The organism is Psychrobacter fozii, assembly GCF_003217155.1.
Taxonomy (GTDB): Bacteria; Pseudomonadota; Gammaproteobacteria; order Pseudomonadales; family Moraxellaceae; genus Psychrobacter; species Psychrobacter fozii.
Genome location: NZ_QJSU01000003.1, coordinates 339,284 through 356,188, shown reverse-complemented (window position 1 = coordinate 356,188; position 16,905 = coordinate 339,284). Strand labels below are relative to the sequence as shown.

The window sequence follows — 16,905 nt, the reverse complement described above, 5'->3', positions numbered from 1 at the left end:
AATATAAATAAAGGGGTTTTGATGTCACCATCTTTAGAGATAAGAAACTTAGAGCTATATCGAGAAGACACGCGTCTACTAGGCATAGATGAGCAAATTTTTGGCGGTGATATACTCACCGTTATGGGGCCGTCTGGTAGTGGTAAATCGAGCTTTTTGAACTGGCTCACAGGTACATTGCCCAGCGGTTTCCATGCCACGGGCGAAGCTTGGTTAAATGATGAAAACGTGTGCCAGCTTCCGCCGCATTTACGCCATATTGGGGTGCTGTATCAAGACCCTTTGCTGTTTTCACATTTATCCGTTGCTGGAAATATCGCCTTTGCTATGCCAAAAGGTAATAAAAAACAGCGCTTAGAAAAAATCGAACAAGCACTAGAGCAAGTTGGACTGGCAGGCATGGGTAGTCGACATCCTGATAACTTATCAGGGGGACAGCAGGCACGAATCGCCCTACTCCGAACCTTGATGAGTGAGCCAAAAGCCATATTGCTCGATGAGCCATTTAGTAAGTTGGACACGCAGCTTAGAGTCGATACACGTCAGTTGGTATTTGAGCAAATTCGCACGTTCAAACTGCCTGCGATTATGGTGACGCATGACCACAGTGATGCCGAGGCAGCAGGCGGCAAAGTCATTCATTTAACCTGATTGTCTTAGGGTGTATCATCACTTTCAATGAATGATGACACGCCCTAGACATCAACGCGACTTATAAAAGGCCCCTCGCATGCTCGACAAATTTATCACGCCCATCATCAAACCAATACTGACCTCTGTGGTTGTCGTACTGCACAAGCGCGGTGTCACAGCAGATCAACTCACGATGGTGGGGTTTTTGATTGGTATGCTCGCATTACCATTACTCGCGTTTGAGTTTTGGTATGGGGCGCTTGCAGCCATTGCAGTGAATCGCGTTTTTGATGGTCTGGATGGTGCACTGGCTCGACATGCCAACCAAAGCTCTAGTGCTGGTGGCTATTTGGACATTACCTTAGATTTTTTATTTTATGCAGCCATACCGCTTGGCTTTATTTTGGCCAACCCTGAACAAAACGCCATTGCAGGATCGATATTATTAGCCACTTTCATTGGTACTGGCTCAAGCTTTTTAGCATTTGCTATAGCAGCAGAAAAATTCAATCTGGATAAGCCTCAGTTCAAATACAAAAGCTTTTACTATCTAAACGGCCTGACTGAAGGCACTGAAACCATCGCGCTGTTTGTGGCATTTTGTCTTTGGCCGCAGCACTTTGCATTACTTGCTGGTATCTTTGCGACTGCCTGTGCCGTCACAATATTCACCCGCATTCATGGGGGCTACCATACGCTCAAACAGCTAGAGGCTGATATTCATCAAAAACCATATCCAGAAAAATAGTAAAGAGGCAAATAATGGCAAATGAGGTATGGTGGAGACTTGGCGTTTTTTTTAGCATCTTAGTCATCATGATGATGCTTGAATGGCGCATGCCTGCACGCAAAGCACCGATTAAAAGTAGCAAACGCTGGTTTGTTAACTTTAGCTTGGTGGTTGCAGCCTCTATTGTCACACGGTTGGCCATACCTATCGGTCTGACAGCTGTGGCGATCTATAACCAGCAGCACGGTATCGGCTTATTCAATATCATTGATTTACCAATCATCGTAGCTATTGTGTTGAGTCTGCTATTGCTCGACATCGTGATCTATTGGCAGCATCGACTATTCCATCGCGTGCCTATCCTGTGGCGCTTACATCGAGTACATCATGCCGATGCGCACGTTGATACCAGTACAGGGCTTAGATTTCATCCTATCGAAATCGTATTAAGCATCGTGGTCAAACTCATTGCTGTCAGCTTATTGGGTGTGCCTGCTATCGCCGTGCTGATTTTTGAGATTACCCTAAATGGATTGGCGATGTTCAATCATGCCAATATTCGCCTGGCACCTGCGATTGAAAAACCTTTGCGTTTAGTATTGATGACCCAGATTTTGCATCGTATTCATCACAGCCAGCGTGTGAGCGAGACCAATTCAAACTATGGCTTCAGTGTCATCTGGTGGGATAAGTTGTTTGGTAGCTATAAAAGTGAAGCCAAAAAATCTGATCATGAGTTGGATATTGGTCTAAAAGAGTACCCTTTGCCCAAACAAAACGCTTCTCTATGGAATTTATTATTGATGCCCTTTAAAAATCAATCATTCAAAAGCAAGTAAATAACGGCATTCATACACTATGCCTACATCTAACTGTTAGATGTGGCAAAAAACACTTCAACCACTCTCATCTCTTGTAAGTACCGAGCTGCCTGTCCTCCATCATAATAGTTATATCAGTCCAATCTGAATGTAAACGAAATTTACAAATAACCTGAGCATTCACTCAAATATTATTTGAACGAGTGCTCAAAATGAATTATAGTGGCTGCAGTTGTTAAGCGACTCACGGAAACATCACTTATATATTTGAGCAATCACTCAAATATATAGAAGTTCTCAAACCGCTTATACACACTTACTTTTACAACAACTCACTAATAATTATCATAAGGATTTTCACATGACTGAATTTACCCTACACGACAAAGACACAGCCCCAGCAGAAAGTAAAGACTTACTTGATTCTTCTATCAAAGCATTTGGCATGGTACCTAACTTACACGCCGTGATGGCTGAAGCGCCTGGCTTGCTCGAAGGCTACCAACAGCTACATCAACTGTTTTTAGACAGCAGCTTTGATGATGAAGAAACCACTGTTGTATGGCAAACTATCAACGTTGAGCATGCTTGCCATTACTGTGTACCTGCGCATACTGGTATTGCTAAGAGCATGAAAGTAGATGACGCTATCACGGATGCATTACGTGATGAAACGCCACTACCAACTGAAAAATTGGAAGCATTGCGTACCTTCACACTATCTGTAGTCCGTAATCGTGGTAACGTCGATGACAGCGCTGTTCAAGCGTTTTTAGATGCTGGCTACACTAAGCGTCAGATTCTTGAAGTTATTCTTGGTGCAGCTCAAAAAGTCATGAGCAACTACACGAACCACCTAGCTAACACACCAATTGACAAACCATTCCAGAAATTTGAGTGGCACAAAGCTGACTAATATGTTTTTCAGCTAATGCTGACACAGTCCATTTGATGTTTTCATACTGTTGTTCGAAACATCTTCGGGCAGCAGTTTTTCATTTTAATTTATCGCTAATGAGAGATCCTATGGAACAGGCAAAAAAACCTTTACGAATAGACATCGTGTCAGACGTTGTGTGCCCTTGGTGCGCTATCGGCTATAGTCAACTAGCCGAGGCATTAAAACAAACCAACACGCCGCACGAGATTCACTGGCATCCATTTGAGTTAAATCCTAATACGCCGCACGAAGGACGAAACTATCGTGAGCATATTATGGAGAAGTACGGTACGACTGCTGAGGACGTTAAAGAGAGCCGAGCTAGAATGACAGCAGCAGGTTCAGAAGCTGGATTTAATTTTCAGTTTACCGATGAGTTTCGTACTTACAATACTTTCAATACGCATCAGTTGCTGTATTGGGCCGATCAGCAAGGACGTATGCACGACCTAAAACAAGCATTGTTCGTTACGCACTTCGTTGATAATAAAAATGTGGCTGATAGTACCGTACTTGCAGATATCGCCACAGATATTGGACTTGATCGTACTGAAGCGCTAGCAGTCTTAGAAGACCAGCGATTTGCGGCAGCAGTAGAAAAAGAAAAACAGCATTGGCAACAACAAGGCATTCAAAGTGTGCCTTCTATGGTTTTCAATGAGCGTCATTTAATTAGCGGCGCACAAGGTATTGAAAATTATAAAAGCATTTTGCAGCAGTTGGCTGACATGCCAGACTAAACCATGAAGTCATAGTTGGGTCTTCAAAGCTGAGAGTTTTAGAAAAGCTAAGGGTTTTAGAGGAACGGTATAGTCTCGGGCTATACCGTTCCTCTAAAACCCTTTTTTCATGATATCAATTTTTAATGGCATTAATTTTTAGCGGCATTAATTTTGGCAATATTGTTTTTCAGTGGTAGAAAGATTAAACGGTAGCAGACTCATCGATACGCAGTGCTTCTATAGAAAGTGCCATGTCTTCAGCCAATGCATGTACTGCCGCACTGTCTACATCACGCTGTGCAAAAGCTCGCAGCCCCATCACTTCGGCCTGTAAACGGCGTGCTAGTCTTAGCGGATCCAGCTCGCTATCCATCTCACCTACCCGCTGCGCTTCGATAAAGTAACCAGCAAAACGTGTTTCCATACCTGCCAGCAGCATCTCTACTTTTTGCAGTGCCGCTTGCTCACGAGCACCCAGTTCTAGCAAGCTTTTGACTAGCATACACGCTCGACTCGGTAGCTCTTTGTCACGAATACCGCCCATCTGACGCAAATAAGCTGCCAACCCCAACAAGGGAGATGGCTGCTGACTCAATACACGTTCTAGCTCAGTCAACCCTGAGCGAGCATAATAATCTAAAGCTTCTTGGAACAAGCCATCTTTGCTACCAAATGCGGCATAAATACTGCCCGGGCGCATATCGAGCGCTGATTCTATGTCTTTTAAGGAAGTCGCATGAAAACCCTTTTGCCAAAAAAGCTTTAAAGCTCGTTCTAAGGAGTCATGACGATTATAAAGCGCAGTACGTGACATATTTTTTCCATTGCAATAGCCATGGCTTCATATAAGTATGAGCACAGCAATAAATTTGAATGATTGCTCAATTTTATATCGAATGGTGACTATAGTCTAGTAAAGTTACTTTACGCAATAAAAATTAGGCTATAGTCAAATCCATATAAATCCGCTACATTGTCACCCTCGCTAACCATACTAATGTATAGCTTATACTCGGTTTCCTTGTATCGAAATTATTTGAACTCAACTATAACGATTAATCGTTAGCCTGAAAAATTCCACTCGTTTAATCAAGCAATGCTAATACGGCAATAAAACATGCTTGCTTTTCTGATAAGCAGACAAGCCATCTACGCCTAGCTCACGTCCGATACCACTTTGTTTAAACCCGCCCCACCCAGTTTCAGGCAACACGATTTGTTGCTCATTAATCCAGATATGACCTGCTTGAATTTGTAATGCTATCTCCAATGCTTGAGTTTCATCAGCACTGACAATAGAAGCTGCCAAGGCAAATTTACTGTCATTGGCTAAGGCGATCGCTTCTGCCTTCTCTGTAAAGGTTTTACACACCAATACTGGTCCAAATATTTCTTCTATCCATAACTGACTGGTTACTGGTACGTCTGTATAAATCGTTGGGGTTGCAAAGTATCCTGACCCCTCTACTATCTCACCGCCCGTCAAACACTCAAGATTTTCATTCACTGCAATATCAAAGTATTTTTTGACCTGATTTAACTGTTGCTTGCTAACCATTGGCCCCATTTGTGTATCCACAGCAAAGCCATCACCAATTTTTAGACTTTCTGTCTTGGCCTTCAACGTTTCAAATAATGATTGAGCAATGTCTTCATGAACGAGCAACCTTGAAGTCGCTGAACATATTTGACCGGCATTGGTGAATATGCCGCCAATGATTAAATCACAAGCGTAGTCGATATCTACATCAGCACATACGACAATGGCAGACTTACCACCAAGCTCTAGGCTGATATCTTTGATGCCTTTTGCCGCTTGGGTCATGACTTTTTCCCCAATTACGTTGCTGCCTGTAAAAGACACCTTGTCAATGAGTGGATGGCTGGTCATGGCAGCGCCAACTTCAGCCGCACCTGGCAAGATGTTAACCACCCCTTTTGGCAGCTTGATAGCAGACAATATATTGCCCAACATTAGCTCTGGCAACAGTGTCACCTCAGACGGTTTTAATAATACGGTACAACCTGCCGCTAATGCGGGGGCTACTTTCCAAGCAGTCGTGACCATTGGAAAATTCCAAGGTACGATGAGTGCGCAAATACCAACAGGCGCATAGGTTTTTAGCAAGCGTATGCTCGACTCACTGGTAAGTACCTCAGACAAAGTCGATTGTTTGATGATGAGATTGGCATAATAACGATAGCAGGCAATAGAATCGCTCACGTCTATTTTTGCTTCTTCGATTGGCTTACCATTATTTAATACAGACAATCCAACCAATGTATCGAACTGCTGCTCCATCGTATCTGCAATAGCATTGAGATAACCCGCGCGTTCGTCTACCGTGGTTTGTGACCAAGATGGATATGCTTGGCTCGCAGCGTTGACTGCCATATCTACATGAGCTTGGGTGCACAAACGAGTGGTGGCAATTATTTCGCCAGAATTTGAATCATACAAGGCATGGTTATTCGCTTTATCAGAGCTTGCTTTATTAGGGCTAGTTTGGTCAGAATCAGCCGTAGGTGCTTCAATCGTAATCCAGTCTCCATTTATATAAGCGGCATTCAGCATCACTTCATCTTGGACGGTTTGTATGGCGCTTTCTCTGGTTATACCCTTAGAGTTCATCGTTTCCATCATGGTTAATTGCCTTGTATTTTTTTATAAATTTGTCTTCATCTGCCGCAATATTAGGGCGTGTCATCAATTAGCATGTTTACAAATTTAGTGGTCTTGAAATGGGGAAATAATCGGTTTATCTGACTACAGAAAAACCGATTATTTGTACGTTATAGTTGGGCTAGATGCTTAATTAGTATGGAACGCATGACTAATAAAGCAGATGCGCCACAGACGTGATTACTACCAAACTGATAATGGTACGAAGGATAAAGATCAAAAATAGCTCTAAAACATTAAGCTTGATATTTGACTTCAAAATCAGTGCACCTACTTCAGACATGTAGATAATCTGAGTAATTGAGGCAGCACCAACGATGAATCGTGTCATCTCACTCTCGATACTTTTACCCACCAATGCTGGCAAGTACATATCCGCAAAACCCATAATCATGGCAGGTGCCGCTTTTGCTGCCTCTGGAATCTGCAACCATTCAAGTACTGGCACTAATGGTGTCGCTATCCAGTTAAAGACAGGTGTGTACTCTGCTAAACCAAGGCCAATCGTACCGATAGCGAACGTGACTGGAATTAGCCCCAAGTAGATATCAAATAGATTATGTACGCTGCGTTTGAACACTTTACCTAAGCTAGGCATAGAATGCGCGCGAGTGACGGCACGATTGACCGCCCATTGATAAGTTGTATATTCAGCAGGAATACCTTCATCAAGCATGCTCTTGCCCGAGTGATACGTATCAGGCTTGAGCGATAATGGCGGTATGCGCGGCATAATAATCGCAGCGATGAAACCGGTTAGCGCAATGGTCAGATAAAAGAAGACGAAGTTATTGTCTACGCCGATGGTTTTGGCAACCACATAGGTAAAGGCGATAGAAGTGACGGAAAATGTGGTCGCGATAACTGCAGCTTCACGCTGGCTGTAAAAGCTTTTATCATACTCTTGCATAGTGACTAGCAAGCCGATAGACGCTGCACCAAACCAAGAAGACATCGCATCGACAGCAGAACGACCAGGCAATTTGAAAAGTTTGATAAATACTTTACTGGCTAAAGTACCCAAAAACTCCATCAAGCCAAAATCAGTCAAAAATGGCAGGGATAGAATGGCAAAGAAGAACAATGGAATCAAAACAGGAATCAAATCTTCAAAAATGACACCACCCGTATTACGGTTGATAATAAACTCAGGACCGACCTGTAGAAAAATCATCCAGACAAATGCCATACCTAAAAACCGGATAGCAAGCCAAAACCACTCAATATCAAAGAGTTTTTTGGCAAGTGAACCTTCACTCAGATTGGGCTTCAATACTTTGACTGCTAGCGCACCGATAAAGGATATCGTCACGAGCGCCATCGTGATATAGCTCACAAAACCGCCCAACGCAGTTTGTAGCGTATCGGTCAACACACCCAATAATATCGTGACTTTGCCATCCCACTCGAACGGTATGATAAATAACGCAATACCCAATGCTGAAAACAATAAAAACTTCCACATTGCTGCTCGCCACTGTCCTGCTTTTGGCGTTTCTGGATCGACCGTATTATTCCCTAAAATCGGCTGCTGCGACTTATCCATGTAACTCGTCATTTAATTTCTCCTTAATGGGCGATGATTGCCAGTTTTTCCATTTTTCTGTCTGACCAATACCTGGGTTGAGCGAATTGGTTGGGTCCAGTTTTTTATAAAAATAATGTAGTTCCGTTTTTGCAGGGTATGCGTGCCCCACATTGTGCTCAGCAGGATACTCGATATGGCGTTGATTATAAAACGCCAGCAGGTCTTCCTTGAATTGCTTGGCATTGGTCTTAGGTTTCAATAAATAGTCTTGGTGCAGCACATGGCAGAAAAAATGTCCCAAATAAAACGTTTTACTGACTTGTTCTTTTAAGTGATGAGGTAAAGTCTCATCCCAATCTGTGGCATTCCGTGGTAAAGCAATGTCGGTCGATAGTAGCTCACCACATTGGGTGTGGTTAAGATTATGGTAGCGAAACATAGCGGCGGTGGCGGCACTACGAAACACTAATAACGCCTGTGCTTCTTTTTCAGTACACAGATGCAAGACGCCTTGATGTTGCTGTAGATGGTTTTGCAAAAATGTCTGTGCAGCAGCGATATTATTGCCATCATGTTTATCGGAATTTTCATTAATGCCATTGTCACAACCATTAGCCACTTTGATAATCAAATGATAACGGTATGATTGCGACTGCTCAGCCAAAGGCGTTGGCAATGATGGCGGCATAAAGACACTGGCCATCTGTAGCACACGGTCAGGCAAAGTCTGTGGCAATCGCCATTTGTCCAAATAATAGCCAATCTTCGTTTGTAGACGATATAATCCACCTATCTTGCTAGCAGGGAGCTTTCGCATACTTAAGCAAGTATCACGACCATAACGCATGGTAATGTCGTTATAGTCTTTGTGCATATACTCTGCCAACACAGGCAATTTCAAATCGCTTTTTAACCACTGTTGCCTGAGCGTGGTCAAGGTATCTGCATCGTTGGTCGAGATATAGAATGTTTGCTCTTGTGTCGGTTTGGCAAAGGTCGCCACTCGCACAGCAAATACGATGACTTTGCCTGCTGAACCAGATGCTTCATACAGCCCATTGGGGTCATTGTTAAATCTAGCAGGTGTCTCTGCCTCACAATCACGGACTTTGTGTTGATAATGATGGTTGGTACAGGCTTTTTTATTGCTTAGGCTATCTGAGTCTCTTTCGAACCTGCCCGATTGTAGATTTTCAAGCATTTCCTCTGGATGTTTACCTAAATCAATCCCTAAGTGATTGATTAACTCGAACTGCCCTGAGGTATTACGTTTGGCAAACAGCGCCATTTCGGTATACGCAGGACCACGCTGCACCAACATGCCGCCTGAGCTGTTGCAGATTCCGCCAATCACCGAAGCACCAACACAACTAGAGCCTAATACAGAATGCGGCTCACGCCTTAAAGGGGCAAGCGTGTACTCTAATTGCTGCAGGGTTGCCGCTGGCAAAGCGATCAACTCTTTTGCCTCATTGAGCAAATGAATACCGCTCAGTGACTGCATCGAAATAACCACTAGCGGTCTATCGTACTCACCGTAAGGTGTTGAGCCACCTGTCAGGCCAGTATTGGCCGCTTGGGCGATAATAATCGTATCTGCTGCTACACAAAGATTAATGACACGCCATAGAACAACTAAACTGTCTGGTGTTACGACTGCCAACACATTATCCGTATTCGCTTCTATGGCACCTTGTACATAAGACTGCTGTTGGCTTGGCTTTGTCATTACATTGAGCGTGCCAGCAACGGCGACTAAGTCTGCTAACAAACTCGCCTGCGATGCATTCAAGCTATTAGACGAGTGGTTGGCATTCAACATTGCAGACGTTTTCCCTTGAGTGACCAGCCTTTAATACATTTAAGTCGCTATCGTTACCATAAGTCATTAACTTAAGTCGTTACCGTTAACTAAAGCAGGTAAAGCTCTGCCCCATCTCAGCGATAAACGCATCAGTTTCGTCAATCTCATAGATAATCGGCTGTTTGCCGTTGATGTCTTTTTTCAGAGCTTCTAGCAATTGCTGTTTGTCAGTAATTCTGCGATATCCAGCACCAAACCCTGCTGCTAAAGGTTCAAAGTTCGGTGTCTTAATATTGACGCCAATCAATGGTAGTCCGCCCTCTTCCATATAGCGGCGAATTTCACCATAACCTTGGTTGTTCCATAATAGGACAATCAATGGCAGCTCAAGTTCGGCAGCGCAGATGAGTTCTGCAATGGTAAATTGAATACCACCATCACCCATTAGGCTAACGACAGGCGATTTTGAGCCCACCATGGCACCAATAGCAGCGGGTAAGCCATAACCTAACGTGCCAAATCCTGTCGATGAGTTAAACCATCTACGGGTCGCCAACGCCTCAAAGCCAAGATTGCCGCTATAGACAGTTTGTGTCGAGTCACCAACGAAGATGACGTCTTTGACTTCATCGCGAATAAGTTGAAGCAATGCATTTTGACCCGCAAAATCTGGCGTCATATCTGCTAACAATGCCTGCTTCGCCTCGGCGACTCGCACTGCTGCCTGATTATTCAATTCCTGACTTTCTAAGCGTGTGCAGAGTCCGCTAACGGCCATTTGCGCATCGGACAATACCGCTATGTCGGCTCTAAAAGGACGATGCAGTTGCTGAGCATCGCAATCGATACGAATCAACGTGCCATTAATCTTAAACTCGCCATTAAAAAAGACATCATAGTCAGTCTCGCCAAGCTCAGTGCCAATCGCCAATACCAAGTCAGCCTCGGTGATAACGGCTCGACCTGCCGCTAATGACTGGTTGCTGCCTAAGCTCAACGGATGAGCAGGTGGTAATAGACCTTTAGCATTAATCGTCAAAAACGTCGGTGCATCGATCAGCTCTGCCAGTTTTTGTGCCGAACTATCGACATCAACGCAGCCGCCACCATAAAGTAACACTGGATTCTTCGCTGCTTTTAACGTCTCAACGATTAAATCAAGCTGCGCAGGATTAGGCAGTGGTCTCATAACTTGCGGTAACGTCAAAGCGATATTACTAGCTTGGCTAGCTTTAGAGCCGTTTATGCTAGGCGGCTTAGCCACGTGGCTGGCATCGGCAGTGATAACATCAATGGGCAACTGAATGTGAACTGGTCCCGGACGCGCACCATTAAATAGAGCGAAGGCTTCTGCGATGACTTTCGGTAGCGACTCAGGCTGCCAGATGGTTTTGCTCGTGAGTGCAACTTTACTGACCATGCCCTGCTGATCATGTAATTCATGTAAGTGCCCTTCCTCACTACCGGTATCTTTTACTTTATTCACACTAGATATCACTAGCATCGGTATAGAATCAGCGAGTGCCTGTGCCATCGCTGTCATGATATTGGTCATACCAGGGCCGGTAATAATGAAACAAACCCCAATCTTTCCAGAAGCACGATAGTAACCATCCGCCATAAACCCAGCGCCTTGCTCATGACGCGGTGTCACGTGACGAATATCAGTATTGGGCAGGCCGCGATACAGCTCTACTGTGTGCACACCGGGTATACCAAATACGGTCTCTACGCCATAATATTCTAGCCATTGCACTAGCAGCTCACCGCAGGTTAGAGATGGGACTGTAGATAAATCAGAAGGCATTTGCGTCAATTGGGTCATGAGTTTTTCGTCCTGAAAAATGTAATAAGTATTAAGTTAAGATTTTTATGTTGGTTAGCTATTTTTTTAAATATGTCTTGAATGCTGTCAATCATAAATCATGGTGACGTAACCAATCATCAATCATGACGTTTAAACGTTTACCTGAAAAACTAGGAAAATGACCGCCGTGGACAACTCGTACAGGTAATGCATTTAAGCGGCGCATACTCTTGGCATAATCAGACATATTGCTGTGCCATGTATCTTCGATTAATGGACCGTCATAGATAAGATCACCAGAAATCAAAGTTTCGCTAGCCGCTTCCCATAAGGCGATACCACCTGGGGAGTGACCGGGCGTATGAATCACTTCAAATTGACGATTGCCCAAATCAATCATGTCACCATCCTCAAGTTGCATGATTTTCGCTGGTGCAGCGATTTTATAGCCGCAATGAGCATAAGGCTCAGGAGGTAGCGCATCAAACATCTCATCGTTGACAAACATATCAGCCAAGGTGCGAGCATTGTCTGGCTCAGCAAGAATATGGGCTTCAGCAGAATGTACATGGCAGCAATCAAACTCGTTTGCCGCGCCAATATGGTCAAAATGCGTATGGCTAGCAACACCAATGATATCGCGATCAGCGAGCAGAGCGACGTGGCGGCGCAATGGTACAGCACCTAACCCAAAATCTACTAATAAATCGCTTTGACTGCCTCGCACGTGCCATAGATTACAGCGAAAAAATGGCTTGATCCACGGCTCATCGATGAGCGTAATACCATCACTGAGCGTGGTTGTTCGATACCAGTTTTCTGGTTTGATACGTGGTAATGATTGCTCACTCATGAGTCCGCTCCATTAACGACATGAGTATCTTTAAGAACACGCAAGTCCTTAAGATAGTTTTGGTGCGTGCGACTCTCATCGATGCAGGCGAGATCGATGTCTACTATCATGCTGCCAGCTGCTAAACCAAGTCGGCCAAGAACCTCACCATCAGGACCAGCAACGATGCTATTGCCACAGTAATGGAGCGTTTCTTCCACACCTGATCGGTTTATACAAGCAACAAAACATTGATTGTCCATTGCGCGCGCGCGCGGATTTGTAGCACCTGACGCTCTGCATTCGGCAACATATTTGCCGTAGGTGATAATATGATTTGAGCACCTGCTTGAGCCAGCTCTCTTGCTACTTCTGGAAATTCATTGTCATAGCAAATCATCAATCCTAATTTACCAAATCGAGTATCAACCACACAGAATTTCTTGCCTGCAACAAAAAACTCGTTTTCGCGATCCCATAGATGCCGCTTATGATAAGTGGCAAGGTGCTGACCATTGTCATCTAGCAATACTGCAGCGTTAGCCAACTCGCCATTAGCCCCCTGCTCAGCCAGTCCAAACAGCAAATGCAAATTGTATTTATCAGCAAGTTTACTGGCTTCGGTGACGATTGGACCATCGATCGCTTCAGCTAGATCATCAAGGCGCTCAAAGATATTGTAGCCTGTGAATGCAAGCTCTGGTAATGCGAGCAGATCTACTTTTGCCTCTACTGCTAGTCGACAGAGTGACTCCAATGCTGCTAAATTAACAGTAGGCTCAGCCCATAAAGGGTCCGTTTGAGCAATCATCAATCTCATAATGAAGGCTCCTTTTGAGCAGAAGTGATAGCACTACTAGGACGAGTGAATAAAGTAGCACCTAACCAGTAAAGTCCACCAGTGATGATAAAGACGGGTAACGAGGCTCCAAAAGATGGCGGTGCTATCAAGGTCCAGTAAGCGGCAAGCGCTGCCCCCATTATGTAGGCCACGATAGCAATTTTTGCAGTAGGACGGCCCAATTGCTTAGTAGAATTAAGCAGCTTTTCTGTATAGCCTTCTTGACCAACAAGATAGTAATCAACAATCATGACTGAGAATGCTGGGATGAACAATGCACCGACGATTAACAAGAAGTTTTGGAATTGATCTAAAATACCGGGAATCAGCGCACCAAAGATAGTGACTAAACCGATGATAAGTGCAGGTTTCCAAAAGCTCATATTAGGCGCGATGTTCATACAGGATAGCGTGGCGCTATACACGGCCATCACATTGGTTGTCATGACTGAGAAGAAAATAACCAATGCTGCTGGTAGACCAAAACCAAATTCAGCGAGCAAGCGTGTCGGATCGTAAGTCTGCTCCATGCCGTTTAGGATAGAGAGCCCTGAGATTGTCGCACCCAAGCCCATAGCAACGATGGCCGCTATGATATAACCAAAGTAGGTACCCCAGACTGCGATTTTAGATGTCTTACAATTGCGGTTGTAATCAGCTGCCGAAGACATCCAAGAAAATGCAGTGGCGATGACGATATCAAAAGCGATACCTAGCGTAATACCATTACGCGATTCAACTGGCATCTCAAATAGTGTAGAAACGTCATAATGCTGATTTAACTGATAGAGCACCACAACGGTAAGACCTGCCATTGCTAGTGCTGCCCAGCGTTCAACAAGCTCGATACCAAGATGACCACGTAATACAATCAACACCACGACTGTCTCGCACAGAATGACAAATAGCGGCAGATTACTATAGCCTGTTGTGGCTTCAACGGCATAGTTCAGGCTCATACCGGCGAGCAAAGCCTGAATACAGCTCCACGCGATGAGCACACCCATGTTGACCAGTGAAATCAACTGACTACCCAGTGGCCCATAAGCTCTACGCGTTAGTGCCATTGATGGCAGACCAGTACGCTGACCCATCAGACCAACTAGGAGTAAAGGAATTGCACCGATCAATGAGCCAATGAGTACTGTCGTTATAGCGGTGGTAAACCGTAAATCAGGTACTAACAACATCCCAGTTAAAATAGTCGTGACCACTATATTTGCACCGAACCACAGCGCAAACGTACCAATCGAACCTAAACTGTGTCCAGCCTCATTTGGAGAGAGCGTATCTTGACCAAAAAATGAAGAAGGTTTACTCATGAGCGTCTTCCTTAACCGAGTTGTATTAATACCAGCAAGCCAATTGCACTGGTGACGATGCAGCTATCCGGTCATATACCATATTTGGATAGCTACCCTATGCTCCCAATTTAACCAATAAGAGAGAGCTACTACCCCATCCCTTTGTAGTTATCATTGCGAGATACTCCTATTAGCAAACAACTTAGACATTATCGTCGTAACGCACACCCGGTAGAATACATAGCATCTCAAACAATAAATTTGCAGCGAGTACAGAGGTGTTACCAAATGGATCATAAGGTGGTGATACTTCGACCAAATCACCGCCGACTACATCTAGACCGCGCATACCACGAATGATTTCGATACCTTGAGTTGATGTCAAACCACCGATTTCCGCAGTACCAGTACCAGGGGCAAATGCAGGGTCAATACCATCAATATCAAAGCTTAGATAGACAGGACCATCGCCTAGCTTTTCGCGTACTTCTGCCATCAATGGAGCCAATGACTTGTACCAGCATTCCTCAGCAGGCACAACGCGAAAGCCCTGCTCGGTCGACCAATCAAACTCTTCAGCACTATAGCCTGTACCACGTAAACCAATCTGTACCACACGGTTGCCATCGATTAGGTTTTCTTCGACAGCACGGCGAAACGGTGTGCCGTGAGCGATTTTTTCGCCAAACATATCATCATTGATATCTGCATGAGCATCGATATGCACCATACCGACAGGGCCGTGTTTTTTGGCAAGTGCGCGTAAGATAGGAAGTGCAATGGTATGATCGCCACCCAACGTCAGTGGAATCGCGCCGTGTTTAACGATTTTATCGGTATAGAATTTTTCGATGATATCGACGCTTTTTAGGAGGTTAAAAGTATTGATAGGCACATCACCAATATCAGCAACTTGTAATGACTCAAAAGGGGCAGCACGAGTTGCCACGTTGTAAGGACGAATCATGCGTGACTCATCACGAATCTGTCTTGGGCCTAGTCTCGCACCGCTACGGTTCGATGCACCGATATCCAAAGGCACGCCAACGAACGCCACATCTAGTCCTTCGGCGTCGGCTTGAGTTGGCAGGCGCATCATAGTGGCGAAACCGCCAAATCTTGGCATCTCGTTACCGCTTAGTGGCTGATTGAAGCTCATAAATTACGTCCTTATTATCTGTTAATTAAAATACACAATTTGCTACATACCCTTGACAATACCTAAATATAAGATGGCAAACCATGGTAAAATTCAGAAGTAAACTTCTAAATTTTCGTAGTAAAATAGACTTATACGTTATTAGCAGAAGTTTGTTGAAGAGAGTATTTATCGGAGGATGGTTTTTGATATTAGATGAGTTGATAAAAATAGACGTAAAAACCCTACGTAGCTTTATGGCCATCGTAGACTGTCAGGGGGTAACGGCAGCTCAGACACGCCTAAACGTCACCCCTTCGGTGATTAGCGGTCATTTAACGCATCTAGAAGACCGGTTGGGCATGACGTTATGCCATCGTGGTCGTGCAGGATTTAAGCTGACAGAGGATGGTGCAGCGGTTTATGAGGCTTGCGTTGCCTTTACCGAATCAGTCGCCAACTTTCAACATCAGCTGCATTATATTCAGCAACTAGACTCCGTTCATGGCGGGCACATTAGACTGTGCCTAACCGATCAAATGCCCAAATTTTTTTATGACGTACTTAGACAACGGCTGGCTAACAGCTACCGTAATAACCCATTGATACACTTTTCTATTGACGTGCAAAGTCCTGAAAGCATGATAGAAAAGCTCTTAAGTAATGAGAGTGATATTGGAGTTGGTTATTTTGGCAGTTTTCCACCATTACTGACGTTTAAGCCAGCATTTGTAGAGAGACAGGTCGTGTGCTGCGGACGCGAGCACCGGTTATTTTATAATTCAGAAGGTTTGACATTAGAGGACTTAGAACAAAACCATCCGTGGATAAAAAGAGGCTATATTACTGATGTCAGCATCCATCATGTACGCCCCAAAACATTAAGCGCTACGACGTATCATATGGAGGCTACTGCACAGCTTATCCTTGCAGGTCACCATGTTGGCTACTTGCCTCGTGACCTAGCCATGCGCTACGAAAGAGAAGGTTTGATGAAAATATTACTGCGGGAAGAAGCCAGTTATGCCGTCGAGCACCATTGGGCGTATCGGCAGAACCAGCACAAACACATTGCTGACTTTTTGAATAAAATGATGAATTTATTATAAAAAATCACTGCAC

16 protein-coding genes are annotated in these 16,905 nt (G+C 44.3%); 6 read left to right on the top strand and 10 right to left on the bottom strand.

Annotated features, from left to right (window positions below; translation table 11 throughout):
* Positions 1 to 21 precede the first annotated feature (21 nt).
* The 5 genes from DFP82_RS06075 (at position 22) to DFP82_RS06055 (ending at position 3,864) form a co-directional block, all read left to right on the top strand.
* Complete coding sequence (locus tag DFP82_RS06075) at positions 22 to 651, top strand: ATP-binding cassette domain-containing protein (RefSeq protein WP_110922831.1); 630 nt, start codon at positions 22 to 24, stop codon at positions 649 to 651.
* 79 nt (positions 652 to 730) lie between these two features.
* Positions 731 to 1,381, top strand: a complete 651-nt coding sequence (locus DFP82_RS06070; RefSeq protein ID WP_110922830.1) for a CDP-alcohol phosphatidyltransferase family protein — start codon at positions 731 to 733, stop codon at positions 1,379 to 1,381.
* Positions 1,382 to 1,395: 14 nt separating this feature from the next.
* A complete protein-coding gene (locus DFP82_RS06065) occupies positions 1,396 to 2,202 on the top strand; it encodes a sterol desaturase family protein (protein ID WP_110922829.1) in 807 nt (268 codons plus the stop codon).
* A gap of 343 nt (positions 2,203 to 2,545) precedes the next feature.
* Positions 2,546 to 3,100 (top strand): carboxymuconolactone decarboxylase family protein, encoded by a 555-nt coding sequence (locus DFP82_RS06060; RefSeq protein WP_110922828.1) that lies wholly within the window; start codon positions 2,546 to 2,548, stop codon positions 3,098 to 3,100.
* 110 nt (positions 3,101 to 3,210) lie between these two features.
* Entirely contained in the window at positions 3,211 to 3,864 is a 654-nt protein-coding gene (locus DFP82_RS06055) for a DsbA family oxidoreductase (protein WP_110922827.1), read from the top strand.
* Between the two features lie 184 nt (positions 3,865 to 4,048).
* Here DFP82_RS06055 and DFP82_RS06050 read toward each other — a convergent pair whose 3' ends face one another.
* From DFP82_RS06050 to speB, 10 genes are all read right to left on the bottom strand, one after another.
* Complete coding sequence (locus DFP82_RS06050) at positions 4,049 to 4,660, bottom strand: TetR/AcrR family transcriptional regulator (RefSeq protein WP_110922826.1); 612 nt, start codon at positions 4,658 to 4,660, stop codon at positions 4,049 to 4,051.
* Positions 4,661 to 4,945: 285 nt separating this feature from the next.
* On the bottom strand, positions 4,946 to 6,490 hold the full coding sequence (locus tag DFP82_RS06045) for an aldehyde dehydrogenase family protein (RefSeq protein ID WP_110922825.1): 1,545 nt from the start codon (positions 6,488 to 6,490) through the stop codon (positions 4,946 to 4,948).
* Positions 6,491 to 6,680: 190 nt separating this feature from the next.
* Positions 6,681 to 8,087, bottom strand: coding sequence for a YjiH family protein (locus DFP82_RS06040; RefSeq protein WP_110922824.1), 1,407 nt, complete (start codon positions 8,085 to 8,087; stop codon positions 6,681 to 6,683).
* Positions 8,068 to 9,879, bottom strand: a complete 1,812-nt coding sequence (dld, locus tag DFP82_RS06035; protein ID WP_110922823.1) for a D-lactate dehydrogenase — start codon at positions 9,877 to 9,879, stop codon at positions 8,068 to 8,070. Before dld ends, DFP82_RS06040 begins: the two co-directional genes overlap by 20 nt.
* 85 nt (positions 9,880 to 9,964) lie before the next feature.
* Entirely contained in the window at positions 9,965 to 11,686 is a 1,722-nt protein-coding gene (locus tag DFP82_RS06030; RefSeq protein WP_110922822.1) for a 5-guanidino-2-oxopentanoate decarboxylase, read from the bottom strand.
* 91 nt (positions 11,687 to 11,777) lie between these two features.
* A complete protein-coding gene (locus DFP82_RS06025) occupies positions 11,778 to 12,521 on the bottom strand; it encodes an MBL fold metallo-hydrolase (protein WP_110922821.1) in 744 nt (247 codons plus the stop codon).
* Positions 12,518 to 12,721 (bottom strand): carbon-nitrogen hydrolase family protein, encoded by a 204-nt coding sequence (locus DFP82_RS14875; protein WP_281269547.1) that lies wholly within the window; start codon positions 12,719 to 12,721, stop codon positions 12,518 to 12,520. The genes DFP82_RS06025 and DFP82_RS14875 overlap by 4 nt, the downstream gene beginning before the upstream one ends.
* Before the next feature lie 11 nt (positions 12,722 to 12,732).
* Positions 12,733 to 13,320 (bottom strand): carbon-nitrogen hydrolase family protein, encoded by a 588-nt coding sequence (locus DFP82_RS06015; protein WP_110922819.1) that lies wholly within the window; start codon positions 13,318 to 13,320, stop codon positions 12,733 to 12,735.
* Complete coding sequence (locus DFP82_RS06010; RefSeq protein WP_110922818.1) at positions 13,317 to 14,663, bottom strand: purine-cytosine permease family protein; 1,347 nt, start codon at positions 14,661 to 14,663, stop codon at positions 13,317 to 13,319. Before DFP82_RS06010 ends, DFP82_RS06015 begins: the two co-directional genes overlap by 4 nt.
* Positions 14,664 to 14,847: 184 nt before the next feature.
* Positions 14,848 to 15,804, bottom strand: coding sequence for an agmatinase (gene speB / locus DFP82_RS06005; protein WP_110922817.1), 957 nt, complete (start codon positions 15,802 to 15,804; stop codon positions 14,848 to 14,850).
* Positions 15,805 to 15,989: 185 nt separating this feature from the next.
* On the opposite strand from speB, the gene DFP82_RS06000 reads away from it, so the two are divergent.
* Entirely contained in the window at positions 15,990 to 16,892 is a 903-nt protein-coding gene (locus DFP82_RS06000) for a LysR family transcriptional regulator (RefSeq protein ID WP_227680805.1), read from the top strand.
* The last annotated feature ends 13 nt before the right edge of the window (positions 16,893 to 16,905 follow it).